12 protein-coding genes are annotated in these 12,126 nt (G+C 63.6%); 5 read left to right on the top strand and 7 right to left on the bottom strand.

All coding sequences use genetic code 11. The features are described 5' to 3' along the window. Nucleotides 1–125: 125 nt before the first annotated feature. Nucleotides 126–1,166, top strand: a complete 1,041-nt coding sequence (gene pdhA, locus JAO74_RS04900; RefSeq protein ID WP_416194284.1) for a pyruvate dehydrogenase (acetyl-transferring) E1 component subunit alpha — start codon at nt 126–128, stop codon at nt 1,164–1,166. After that, nucleotides 1,166–2,575, top strand: a complete 1,410-nt coding sequence (locus tag JAO74_RS04895) for a pyruvate dehydrogenase complex E1 component subunit beta (RefSeq protein WP_199035717.1) — start codon at nt 1,166–1,168, stop codon at nt 2,573–2,575. Before pdhA ends, JAO74_RS04895 begins: the two co-directional genes overlap by 1 nt. Before the next feature lie 61 nt (nt 2,576–2,636). On the opposite strand, the gene JAO74_RS04890 is transcribed toward JAO74_RS04895, so the two are convergent. Genes JAO74_RS04890 through JAO74_RS04880 form a run of 3 tightly spaced genes read right to left on the bottom strand, consistent with a single transcriptional unit; the run spans nt 2,637 to nt 5,139 of the window. After that, complete coding sequence (locus tag JAO74_RS04890; protein WP_199035715.1) at nt 2,637–4,079, bottom strand: pilus assembly protein TadG-related protein; 1,443 nt, start codon at nt 4,077–4,079, stop codon at nt 2,637–2,639. After that, on the bottom strand, nt 4,073–4,603 hold the full coding sequence (locus JAO74_RS04885) for a TadE/TadG family type IV pilus assembly protein (RefSeq protein ID WP_199035713.1): 531 nt from the start codon (nt 4,601–4,603) through the stop codon (nt 4,073–4,075). The genes JAO74_RS04890 and JAO74_RS04885 overlap by 7 nt, the downstream gene beginning before the upstream one ends. Continuing rightward, nucleotides 4,600–5,139, bottom strand: a complete 540-nt coding sequence (locus JAO74_RS04880; protein ID WP_199035711.1) for a TadE/TadG family type IV pilus assembly protein — start codon at nt 5,137–5,139, stop codon at nt 4,600–4,602. Before JAO74_RS04880 ends, JAO74_RS04885 begins: the two co-directional genes overlap by 4 nt. Between JAO74_RS04880 and JAO74_RS04875 the strand changes: the two genes are divergently transcribed. Together JAO74_RS04875 and JAO74_RS04870 are read left to right on the top strand one after the other, a co-directional pair. Then, entirely contained in the window at nt 5,115–5,894 is a 780-nt protein-coding gene (locus JAO74_RS04875; RefSeq protein ID WP_233150672.1) for a squalene/phytoene synthase family protein, read from the top strand. The genes JAO74_RS04880 and JAO74_RS04875 overlap by 25 nt on opposite strands. A gap of 52 nt (nt 5,895–5,946) precedes the next feature. Further along, the gene (locus JAO74_RS04870) at nt 5,947–6,417 is read left to right on the top strand and encodes an EF-hand domain-containing protein (protein WP_416194283.1); all 471 of its coding nucleotides are present in this window, start codon (nt 5,947–5,949) and stop codon (nt 6,415–6,417) included. Here the strand turns inward: JAO74_RS04870 and trmFO are convergent. After that, a complete protein-coding gene (gene trmFO / locus JAO74_RS04865) occupies nt 6,353–7,717 on the bottom strand; it encodes a methylenetetrahydrofolate--tRNA-(uracil(54)-C(5))-methyltransferase (FADH(2)-oxidizing) TrmFO (RefSeq protein WP_199035709.1) in 1,365 nt (454 codons plus the stop codon). The two genes, JAO74_RS04870 and trmFO, sit on opposite strands and share 65 nt — an antisense overlap. Nucleotides 7,718–7,776: 59 nt before the next feature. On the opposite strand from trmFO, the gene JAO74_RS04860 reads away from it, so the two are divergent. Next, nucleotides 7,777–8,208 (top strand): DUF488 domain-containing protein, encoded by a 432-nt coding sequence (locus tag JAO74_RS04860; protein WP_199035707.1) that lies wholly within the window; start codon nt 7,777–7,779, stop codon nt 8,206–8,208. Between the two features lie 266 nt (nt 8,209–8,474). On the opposite strand, the gene JAO74_RS04855 is transcribed toward JAO74_RS04860, so the two are convergent. From JAO74_RS04855 to JAO74_RS04845, 3 genes are all read right to left on the bottom strand, one after another. Beyond that, nucleotides 8,475–8,840 carry a DUF952 domain-containing protein gene (locus tag JAO74_RS04855; protein WP_199035705.1) on the bottom strand — a complete coding sequence of 122 codons (366 nt, stop codon included), beginning with the start codon at nt 8,838–8,840 and terminating at the stop codon, nt 8,475–8,477. Then, complete coding sequence (gene gyrA / locus JAO74_RS04850) at nt 8,837–11,623, bottom strand: DNA gyrase subunit A (protein WP_199035703.1); 2,787 nt, start codon at nt 11,621–11,623, stop codon at nt 8,837–8,839. The genes JAO74_RS04855 and gyrA overlap by 4 nt, the downstream gene beginning before the upstream one ends. A 100-nt stretch (nt 11,624–11,723) precedes the next feature. After that, nucleotides 11,724–11,999: a hypothetical protein gene (locus JAO74_RS04845; RefSeq protein WP_199035701.1), complete on the bottom strand. Its 276-nt coding sequence runs from the start codon at nt 11,997–11,999 to the stop codon at nt 11,724–11,726. Nucleotides 12,000–12,126 lie beyond the last annotated feature (127 nt).

The following is a 12,126-nucleotide window of genomic DNA, read 5'->3' as shown; positions in this document are numbered from 1 at the left end:
CTGCCTCCGCCTTACCCGCCCGTTCGGCGGCAGGGCAACCTTTGCACCGGACAGGCAATTGCAGTCCGCGGCAAAGCAAGACTATAGGCACCTCATCATTCCCTAACGGAAACAAGGTTTACCCTGTGGCCAAAGCTATCCGCGCGATCTCCGAACCGCCCTTGCCGAACCGGGAACGACCCGGCGAGCCGCAACCTTTCGAGGCGTCGAAGGACCAGCTGCTCGAATTCTACAAGGATATGCTGCTGATCCGCCGCTTCGAGGAAAAGGCGGGGCAGCTATATGGCCTCGGCCTGATCGGCGGTTTCTGCCATCTGTATATCGGCCAGGAAGCGGTTGCCGTCGGCCTGCAATCGGCGCTGACCAAGAATGATTCGGTCATCACCGGATATCGCGACCACGGTCATATGCTGCTCTGCCGCATTCCTCCCAAGGACGTGATGGCAGAGCTGACCGGCCGCGCCGCCGGCATTTCCAAGGGCAAGGGCGGCTCGATGCACATGTTCTCCGTGGAACATAAGTTCTACGGCGGCCATGGCATCGTCGGTGCGCAGGTGTCGCTCGGCGCCGGCCTCGCCTTCAGCCACAAGTACAACAACGACGGTGGTGTCTGCCTCGCCTATTTCGGCGACGGTGCGGCGAACCAGGGTCAGGTGTACGAAGCGTTCAACATGGCCGAGCTTTGGAAGCTCCCGATCATCTTCGTGATCGAGAACAACCAGTATGCGATGGGCACCGCGGTCAACCGCGCCTCGTCGGAAGACCAGCTCTATCGCCGCGGCGAAAGCTTCCGCATTCCCGGCATCCAGGTCGATGGCATGGACGTGCTGGCGTGCCGCGGTGCGGCCGAGACGGCGCTGGACTGGGTGCGCGCAGGCAAGGGTCCGGTCATCCTCGAGATGAAGACGTACCGTTATCGCGGCCACTCCATGTCCGATCCGGCGAAGTACCGGACGCGTGAGGAAGTGCAGGGCGTCCGCGACAAGTCGGACCCGATCGAGCATGTGAAGCGGCTGCTCGACGAGCAGGGCGTGACCGAGGACGAACTGAAGAAGATCGAGCAGGAGATCAGAAAAGTCGTGAACGAATCCGCTGATTTCGCCGAGAGCACGCCCGAACCCGAGGCGGCCGAACTCTACACGGACGTGCTGGTGGAGCGTTACTGATGCCGATCGAAATCAAGATGCCCGCGCTGTCCCCGACGATGGAAGAGGGCACGCTCGCCAAATGGCTAGTCAAGGAAGGCGATACCGTCTCCTCCGGCGACATCATGGCCGAGATCGAAACCGACAAGGCGACGATGGAGTTCGAGGCGGTCGACGAAGGCGTCATCGCCAAGATTCTGATCGCCGAGGGCACCGATAACGTGAAGGTCGGTACCGTCATCGCCGTACTCGCCGCAGAAGGCGAGAGCGCCGAGGATGCCGCCGGTGGCGCCGCCACGGCCGCGCCGCAGGAAAAGCCGACCGACGACAAGGCACCGCCCGCGCCGGAAAGCGCGAAGGCGGCCGAGCAGGAAAGCGGCACGCAGCAACTGGTCGCCCATGCCGAGAAGGCCGGGGCAGTCGATCCGGAAGTCCCCGCCGGCACTGAGATGGTGAAGACCACGGTCCGCGAAGCACTGCGCGACGCGATGGCCGAGGAAATGCGTGAGGACGAACGCATCTTCGTGATGGGTGAGGAGGTCGCGCAGTATCAGGGCGCGTACAAGGTGACGCAGGGCCTGCTCGCCGAATTCGGCGACAAGCGCGTCATCGACACGCCGATCACCGAATATGGCTTTGCCGGTATTGGGACGGGCGCGGCGATGGGCGGCCTGCGTCCGATCGTCGAATTCATGACCTTCAACTTCGCGTTGCAGGCGATCGACCACATCATCAACTCGGCCGCCAAGACCAACTACATGTCGGGCGGCCAGATGCGCTGCCCGATCGTATTCCGCGGTCCCAACGGCGCCGCCAGCCGCGTCGGCGCGCAGCACTCGCACAACTTCGCCGCGTGGTACGCCTCGGTCCCCGGCCTGATCGTGATCGCGCCCTATGACGCGGCGGATGCCAAGGGCTTGCTGAAGGCGGCGATCCGTACCACCGACCCGGTCGTGTTCCTCGAAAACGAGCTGATGTACGGTCGCAGCTTCGACGTACCCAAGCTCGACGACTGGGTCTTGCCGATCGGCAAGGCGCGGATCATGCGCGAGGGCAAGGACGTGACGATCGTGTCCTATTCGATCGGCGTCGGCCTGGCGCTGGAAGCTGCCGAGAAGCTGTCGGGCGAGGGTATCGACGCGGAGGTCATCGACCTGCGCACGCTGCGCCCGCTCGATCGGCAGTCGGTGCTGAAGAGCCTGGCCAAGACCAACCGCCTCGTCGTCGTCGAGGAAGGTTTTCCGACCTGCTCGATCGCGTCGGAAATCATGGCGCTGTGTATGGAGCAGGGCTTCGACGACCTCGATGCGCCGGTCATGCGCGTGACCAACGAAGACGTACCGATGCCGTATGCAGCGAACCTGGAAAAGCTGGCGCTGGTTGATGTCGCACGGGTCATCAGCGCAGTGAAGAAGGTCTGCTACAAGTAAGACCTGCTCCTTGGCTGCGATATCGAGAAGACCCCCATTCCAATGGAGTAGGGGTCTTTCTTTATTGAATGATTGAGGGCGTTTGGCTCGCCTGACGGAAAAGCGTTTGCATTGCCGAATGAATAGTGGCTGCATCGGATGCCTCAAAGAACCATCCTGAAGATGCGCATTTTTCAAGATTGGGCCGGATAGTCCCGGCAATCGGCTGAACGAGCTTGATATATTCGTCGCGAAGCGCTGTGCTTGATGGTTTGGTCGGATCGGCCTTTGTGGGCAGATAGGTGGTATAGACGATACCTACCGTGATGCCTTTCGCCTTATAGGCATCGCACGTGGCCGGATCGATCGCTGCTGTACAGTGGCCATAGGTGCATGACCCCTCGGTATCGGTCACGCCGTCCGTGACCATGAAGAAGAATTTTCTGGCTTTCGCTTGCGTAGTGCCATCGTCGAATGTCGCACTGGTCGCCTTCAAATACGGCAGCACGAATGAGGTGGAAGTCGGCAGGTCTGTATCGCCAAAGCCCACAGCGCCATCATTCGTACCGAGCGTGAGTGCGCTGACTTTACTCCGGACATCGGCCAGCCGAGTCGTCAGCTTCATGTACTCATCTATGCCAGTATTATAGCGACCGTCGTTCTTTCCAATGCGATAAAGGGCAAACTGATAATTCCGGCTGGTGCCCTGATTGGCCGTTGCCGTGTCGATCATGTCGATCGTCGCATCGCGCAGGATATTCACGCGCAATTTGATCCCGTTGTTGATCGCAACCTGCTCGTTGGAAATTGTGTCAAGTTTGCCATCGTGCCACGAGCGTTCGTGGCATCCAAATTGGCAACTTCGTCCGTTCACCTCCCCGGTCTTTTGCCACAATTTCAACGCATCTGCATCCGTCGCGGCGAGGCCCATCGACTGGGACGTATCGAGCGCCAGATGAATATCGATATACGGAGCCAGCGTCGTCTTGGCCGTGCTGGCACCGCCGATGCCCAGTGAGGCGACGCCGAGGACGCCCGAGAAGTTGTTGCTCGATCGCGCGGTGTAGGTGGTGACCGCCGTTCGGCTGAGCGGCAAAGCCGTCGGCACCGTGACCGTGCCTGTCACCGGGCAGGTCACCGTGACCGGCGATCCGGTCGGCAGCGTATCGGTGATCGCGATGCTCAGGTTCGACGATTGCGTGGCATCCAGCGTCAGTCCGATGATGTTGGACGACTGGCTGGTGAAGGTCGCGCGCGCACTGGTGCAGGCGTCGAGGATCGACTTCTTCATCATCGGCGCGGTGACAGCGGCAAGCGAAGCAGCATCCGCCACCGCATTTATCCGCGTCTGCAATCGCATCGCGCCGGCATAATCGATGCCCATGCCTGTCGCGAAGGTGATCGGAATGACCGAAAAGGCAAATATCATCAGCACATTGCCGCGCCGATCCGTCAGCAGGTCAGAGCATTTGTCGGTCTGACGTAACCGGCACAGGCGGCGCAACCGGAGAGGAAATTTCAGCATGCAGAGCAATCCACCGATGTCGATTTACGGGGCACCATGAACAGGGTCTGATTGAACGAGAACGGGTACGCAAAACGTCCACCCATCGGACTGTACGTAAAATTTACTTCGCTATAGACATAGTATGTATTTGCGATCTTCATTGCCGCCGGGAGTGAGGAGAACGTCGATCCTTTGGATAGTTCGGTTGTATTCTTCGCTTCGCTCCAGACGACTTTCGCATTTTTGCTTGAATCGACAGCAATTATACTGACGCGGCTGTTGCCGTCATCAATGTCGAACGGTGCCATGATTTGAGCGGTCGCGTTGAGAATGGTCCCAACTTCCGCTGGCGTGATGGTATCATATTGCGACACGAGATCGCTCAACGCGCGTGCAACGATCGTAACACGACGCTTGCAGGCGGAGGCCTGAGCCAGCTGAAATCCGCCGAGAAACAGGGTGAGGAGGACAGGAAGCAGGATCGCGAACTCGACCAGCGCCATGCCGCGTCGATCCCGCATCAGGCGCAGGATGTCCGTCATACCGTGTATGGCTCCGATTTGAAGACCATCGTGCCGATCAGCAACCGCTTTCCCGATCCCGCATTGGAGAAATCGAGGTTGAGTGGTCCGAGTTGTACGTTCCAGACGTACATCACCCGCAGGATCATGATGCTGCCAGCGCCGCCGGTATCATATTGCCAGCTGTTGTTGATGGCTCCGGACGAATTGAATGACAGGTCCGGCATATCAGCGTCGATATCGGCGAACGTCGATGCCTTGCGCATGTCGATGATGAGCTTCGAACAGTCGAGGAACGGCGGGAGCTTCGTGCAGGCATAGGCCTTGAACTGTGCCGCCGTCATCCCGGCCTTGCTGGCCTCACCGGTCATCACATATCTGGCGGCTCCCTCGGCGGAGGTTTGCAGGCCCTGTTGAGCGAAGAAGATCAGAACCGTTTGCGCACATGCCAGCAACAGCGCGAAGAAGGCGCTGGAGCAGATGGCGAATTCGATGATGATCGCACCTCGCGTATCGTCCGCCAGATGCGTCCATGATCGACGTAGTCGATTCGTCAATATCCATCCGGAACGTGCCATACGTCCGTCATTACGCCGCATACGGTAAACGTATCGTATATCCGGCGGCGAACCTTCTGCGCTATTGCGATCGGATGAACGGACATGCAGCGAGTGTGGCGGCATCGCCGGAACGGACTTTGGCGTTTGGTTATGCGCCGCTGGCGGCACGGCGCGGTTTGGTGGCGCTGTTCGATCTTGATGATAAACTGGCGGCGATCGTTCGCGCAGCGCGGGAACCACTGGTCGGACAGATGCGGCTGACCTGGTGGCACGAGGCATTGAGTACGTTGGATCGTTCGGCGCCTCCGGCCGAACCGGTGCTGACGGCGGTGGCGTCGGACATTCTACGTTGCGGCGTGAATGGCAGGCAGTTGGCCGGTATGATCGACGGCTGGGAAATTCTGCTCGGCGACGAAGCACTGACGGATGACGATCTTGCTACCTATGCCGGCGAACGCGGCGGGCGGTTGTTTGCCGTGGCGGCACAGGTTTGTGGTGCTGCGGCCAGCGATCCGGCGGCGTCGGCGGGCGAAGGCTGGGCCTTGATGGACCTGGCCACCCATGTCCGCGATCCGGCCCTGGCGAAGCGTGCGCGCGATCTTGCAGACGAGCGGCTCGCGTCAGCGACCAGCGTGCGGTGGAGTCGGCGTGGACGGGGGTTGGGGGCGCTGGCGCTGATCGCCCGCAGCGGCGGCAATCCCGATCCGGGATTGCTGGTGCGACTGATTTTTCATCGGATGACAGGGCGATAGGCTTCCCGCTACCGCTTCCCGTCGATATCATATGTTAGATAATGCGGGAGCGATGACGATGTGGCGATATGTGGCGGGCGGCGGTGCGGGACTGGCGGCGGTGGCGGCCGGGGTGATCCTGTGGGCGAGCCGCGATACGCCGTCCGCCGCAGCGCTGCCCGCCCGGCCGATCGCTGCTCTGGAGGAGGGGCAGGCGTCGTTGCCCGATACCGTTCCCGAGGCATCGGCCAGAACGCGTGAGGAGAAGCGGTTCGGCCGATACGACAAGGATCGCAACGGGCAGATCACCCGCGAGGAATATTTCGTTTCGCGGCGCAAGGCCTATGCGAAGCTGGATACCGATGGCGACGGGCGGCTGTCGTTCGACGAATGGGCGGCCAAGACCAACGGCAAGTTCGCCACCGCCGACGCCGACAAGTCGGGCACCATGTCGGCGGCGGAGTTCGCGACCACGGCCGTCAAGCGCAAGCCGGCTCGGGCGGTGAAGTGTCCGCCGGCTGCGGCGACGGCGGAAGAGGGCTGAGCCACGCGGCCAGCGCCGCACGGCCGCGATCGGTGTACATCCGCTTGCGATCCGCCTTCTTCGTGCGACCCTCGATCGGCGGGAACAGGCCGAAATTGACGTTCATCGGCTGATAGGTCTCGGCCTCCGCCCCGCCGGTGATATGGCCGAGCAGGGCGCCCAGCGCGGTTTCAGGCGGTGGTGGCGACAGCGTCTCGCCGCGCAGCTCGGCAGCGGCGAAGCGGCCCGCGATCAGCCCGATCGCGGCGCTTTCGATATAGCCTTCGCAGCCGGTGATCTGGCCGGCGAAGCGCAGGTTCGTCCGGTTCTTCAGCCGCAGCGTCGCGTCGAGCAGTTCGGGCGAGCGGATGAAGGTGTTGCGGTGCAGCCCGCCCAGCCGCGCGAATTCGGCATTCTGCAGGCCGGGGATGGTGCGAAACAGGCGAACCTGATCGGCGTGCTTCAGCTTGGTCTGGAAACCGACGATGTTCCACAGCGTGGCCTGCGCATTGTCCTGTCGCAACTGCACCACGGCATAGGGCCAGCGGCCGGTCTTGGGATTGTCGAGACCGACCGGCTTCATCGGGCCGTAGCGCAGCGTATCGATGCCGCGTTCGGCCATCACCTCGATCGGCATACAGCCCTCGAAATAGGGCGTGTCCTTTTCCCATTCCTTGAACGGCGTCTTCTCGCCCTCGATCAGGCCGGTGTGGAAGGCGAGGTACTGCTCCTTGTCCATCGGGCAGTTGATGTAATCCTTGTCTCCCTTGTCCCAGCGCGAGGCGAACCAGGCGGTGTCGAGGTCGATCGAATCGCGGTGGACGATGGGAGCAAGCGCATCGAAGAACGCGAGCGCCTCCGCACCCGTCGCGGCACCGATCGCCTCGGCCAGCGAGGCGGCGGTCAGCGGGCCGGTGGCGAGGATGGCGGGGCCATCGGGCAGGGCATCGACCCGCTCGCGGACAAGCGTGACGTTGGGATGATCGGCGAGCGCCTGGGTGACGCCGTTCGAATAACCGTCGCGATCGACTGCCAGTGCGGACCCGGCGGGCACGCGGTGCTTGTCCGCCTCGCGCAGGATCAGCGAGCCGAGCGTCCGCATCTCCTGATGCAGCAGGCCGACCGCGTTGGCCTCCGCATCGTCCGACCGGAAACTGTTGGAGCAGACGAGTTCGGCCAGGCCATCGGTCTGGTGCGCGGGCGTCTTCTCGCCCGAGCCGCGCATTTCGGAGAGGCGGACCTTGAAGCCGGCTTCGGCGAGTTGCCAGGCGGCTTCGGAGCCGGCGAGGCCGCCGCCGACGATGTGAATGTCGTGGGTCATGCGACGTCGATAGCGCCGTGTGCTTGGCAAGTCAGGCCCGCATCGCCAGCTAGGGACGCATGATTATCTACACGATCGGGTATGAGGCGACGACGATGGCCGATTTCCTCGCCACCTTGCGGGCGGCAGGCGTGGTGCGCGTCATCGATGTGCGGGCGTTGCCGCTGTCGCGGCGGCCGGGGTTCTCCAAATCGTCGCTGGCGGCGTCGCTGTGCGCGGTGGGGATCGATTACGTCCATCTGAAAGCGCTCGGCACGCCCAAGCGCGGGCGCGATGCGGCGAAGAAGGGCGATGTCGTCACCTTGCGCGCGGTGTATGACGAACAGCTCGAACTGCCCGAAGCGCAGGCGCAGGCGGCGCAGATGCTCGACCTCGCCGGCGAGAGGCCGTCGGCGCTGCTGTGTTTCGAGCGCGATCCCTGCCATTGTCACCGCACGCTGTTGCTGGAGGCGGTGGGGCAGGGGCATGAGGTGCGCGATCTGTACACCTGATCGGCGCCGCCGACGGACCCGGAAAGTCCCGAAAGTCACACCCTCTACCTCTACGCGCGCGCGATCGCGCGCGTGGGTGGCGACATTGACGTTAGGGACTTGCGTTCGATCAACATCGGCCACCCTCACCCTTCCCACCCGGCTGCGCCGGGCGGGCCCCTTCCCTCTCACATCGGGAGAAGGAGAGACGGCGAGGGGTGAGGATGCGGTCATGCAGCGGGTATAATCGAGTCCCGCCCTGTAGGACATGCCGCCCCCAAAACCGGTTATCCCGCGACGGGCAGCTTTACCTTGCCGGTGTCGTCGCGTTCCAGCGGGCCGTAGGCGATCACCGTTTCCAGCGGGAGTAGGCCATATATATGCGGGAAGAACTGGCCGCCGCGCGACTCCTCCCATTTCAGCGAGGTGTCGAACGACCCGAGATCGACCGCGGCGACGTGGAGGTCGGACTGGCCGGCGAAATGCTTGTCGACCGTCTCCGTCAACTGGTCGGCGGTGGACAGGTGGATATACCCATCGGCCACGTCCACCGGCGCACCCGCGAAGCTGCCGTCACGCTCCAGTGCCGCCATCTGGTCGGCGGTCAGCACCTTGTAGGCGGTCTGGGGCCGGCCCGTCGTTGGCGTCGTCATTCGTCGCCATCCTCTTCGACGGTTTCGGCCATCGTGTCCGGGCCGGTGCCGTCATCGAGCATCAGCTGGTCGCCGGTATCGATCGCCGGCACATCGGCCAGTTCGTCGGCGACGATCGCCTCGGCGGCGTTCTCCGGTTCTTCCTCCTCGTCGATCCGTGCGGCGGAGACGACGTGTTCGCCCTTGGCGACGCTGAACAGCGTCACGCCCTGCGTGTTGCGGCCGGTGACGCGGGTGTCGCCGACCGACAGGCGGATCAGTTTCGCCTGATCGGTGACGAGCATCAGTTGCTCACCCGAATGTGCGGGGAAGCTCGCCACGACCGGGCCGTTGCGGTCGGAGGTGACGATGTTGGTGATGCCCTGGCCACCGCGATTGGTGCGGCGATATTCGTACGCCGACGTCCGCTTGCCATAACCGTTCGCCGTGACGGTGAGAATGAACTCCTCCGCCGCCTCGAATTCGGCCATGCGGTCGGCCTCCAGCGTAACCTCGCGGTCGCCTTCCTTCCACGGTGCAGCTTTCAGATAGGCCTCGCGTTCGGCCGGCGTGGCATCGAAGCCGCGCAGCACGGACAGCGAGATCACCTCGTCGCCCTCCGCCAGTCGCGCACCGCGCACGCCGGTCGAATCGCGGCTCTGGAACTCACGCACGTCGGTGGCGGCAAACCGGATCGCGCGGCCCGCCTTCGTCGCCAGCAGCACGTCGTCCTCCTCGGTCAGCAGGGATACGCCGATCAGGCGATCCTCCGATCCTTCCTCGAACTTCATCGCGATCTTGCCCGACGTGCGGATGTTCGCGAACGAGTCCATCGAGTTGCGGCGCACCGACCCCTTGGCGGTGGCGAACATGACGTGCAGGTCGCCCCAGCGCAGCTCGTCCTCCGGCAGCGGCAGGACGGTGGAGATCGTCTCCCCCGGCCCCAGCGGCAGCAGGTTTATCATCGGCCGTCCACGCGTCGCCGGCCCGCCCTCGGGCAGGCGCCACACCTTCAGGCGGTACACCTTGCCGGCGGTCGAGAAGAACAGCACCGGCGTGTGCGTCGAGGTGACGAACAGGCTGGTGATCGCATCCTCGTCCTTCGTGGCCATGCCGGCGCGGCCCTTGCCGCCGCGACGCTGGGCGCGGAAGGTGTCGAGCGGCGTACGCTTGATATAGCCTTCCATCGTGACCGTGACGACCATGTCCTCACGCTCGATCAGGTCCTCGTCGTCGATGCCATCGGCGGCGGCGGCGATCTGGGTACGGCGCGGCGTCGCGAACTGGTCGCGGATCGCCTGCAACTCGCCGCGCATCACGCGGTACAGTTTTGCCCGGTCGGCGAGCGTTTCGAGCAGGTCGGCGATCGTATCGGCCAGCGTCTTCAGCTCGTCGCCGATCTCGTCCCGGCCCAGCGCGGTCAGGCGATGGAGGCGCAGGTCGAGGATGGCGCGAACCTGCGCATCGGACAGGCGATACACGTCGCCGGTCGCTTCCTGTTCGACCGCCTCGACCAGCGCCAGATAGGGCGCGATTTCGGCGATCGGCCATTCGCGGGCGAGCAACGCCATGCGCGCGGCGGTCGGGCTGGACGATCCGCGGATGATGCGGACCATCTCGTCGAGATTGGTGACGGCGATCACCAACCCGAGCAACAGATGCGCCCGCTCGCGCGCCTTGTTCAGCTCGAACTTCGACCGGCGGGTGATGACCTGTTCGCGGAAATCGATGAAGGCGCTGATGATGTCGCGCAGGTTCAGGAGTTCCGGGCGACCGCCACGGATCGCCAGCATGTTGGCGGGGAACGACCCCTGCGCCGGCGTGTGCCGCCACAACTGGTTCAGCACCACCTCCGGCGTCGCATCGCGCTTCAGCTCGATGACGATGCGAACGCCCTCGCGGTTCGATTCGTCGCGGATGTCGCTGACGCCCTCGATCCGCTTGTCCTTGGCGGCCTCGGCGATCTTTTCGACCAGCGCGTTCTTGCCCTGCTGGAACGGAATCTCGGTCAGCACGATCGACTGGCGGTCGCCGCGATAGGTCTCGATCTTGTGGTTCGAGCGGACGATGATCGATCCGCGCCCGGTGGAATAGGCGGAGCGCGCGCCGGCGCGGCCGAGGATGATCGCGCCGGTCGGGAAATCGGGTCCCGGCACGATCTCGGTCAGTTCCTCCGACGTGATCGCGCCATTGTCGAGATAGGCGAAACAGGCGTCGATGACTTCGCCGAGATTATGCGGCGGGATGTTCGTCGCCATGCCGACCGCGATGCCGCCGGCACCGTTGACGAGCAGGTTGGGATATTGCGCCGGCAATACCGACGGTTCGCGTTCCGACCCGTCATAGTTCGGGACGAAATCGACGGTGTCCTTGTCGAGCCCGTCGAGCAGCGAATTGGCGACCTTGGCCAGACGCGCCTCGGTATAGCGCATCGCGGCGGGCGGATCGGGGTCCATCGAGCCGAAATTGCCCTGACCGTCGATCAGCGGGACGCGCATCGACCAGTCCTGCGCCATGCGGGCGAGGGCGTCGTAGATCGCGCTGTCGCCGTGCGGATGGTATTTACCCATCACGTCACCGACGATGCGCGCCGATTTGCGGTACGGGCGGCCGGCGACGAAGCCGCTTTCGAACGCGGAATACAGGATACGGCGATGGACGGGCTTCAGGCCGTCGCGCACGTCGGGCAACGCGCGCGAGACGATCACGCTCATCGCATAGTCGAGATAGCTCGACTTCATTTCATCGACGATGGAGATCGTCGAAATATCAGAGGGTTCGGCGAGCAGCGTCTCGTCGGCCAAGGTGTTCTTCCGGATCGTTACAGGGGCGTGACGCCCGTCTAGTCGTTCCGGCCGCCTATGTCACGCGCGCGTACAGGACTCGTACGCGCGCGTGGGGCGATCATTTGCACGCCTGCTTCGACGCGTTGCCGGGCAGCGAGCAGTTATAGGTCACGGTCTTGCCGTTGGCGAGCCTGGCGGTGACCATGCGGGCCTTGCCGGCGGGGGCGGTGGTCGTGGTGCGGGTGGTGCTGGTCATGTGGACGGCGGTGGTGCGGTGCGCGGCGGTGGCGGCGGTCTTCGGCGCGGGCTTCGCCTGGGGCGATACGGCCAAGGCGGCGGTGGCCGAAAAGAGCGAGGCGCCGGCGAGCACGGCGAAGGGGAGCGACCTGTTCATGATAGCGATCCTCATCCAGATGTGGCCGCCGCCGGAAAAGGGAGGGGGAAACTGGCGGCGGTGAGGACCTTATGCGCCGCCCCTGTTGATCGTGCGGTGGCCGCCGCATGAACTTTCGGACACGAAG

The sequence above is a fragment of the Sphingomonas mollis genome (genome assembly GCF_016427505.1).
Classification (GTDB): Bacteria; Pseudomonadota; Alphaproteobacteria; order Sphingomonadales; family Sphingomonadaceae; genus Sphingomonas; species Sphingomonas mollis.
This window is presented reverse-complemented; position numbering and strand designations above follow the sequence as displayed.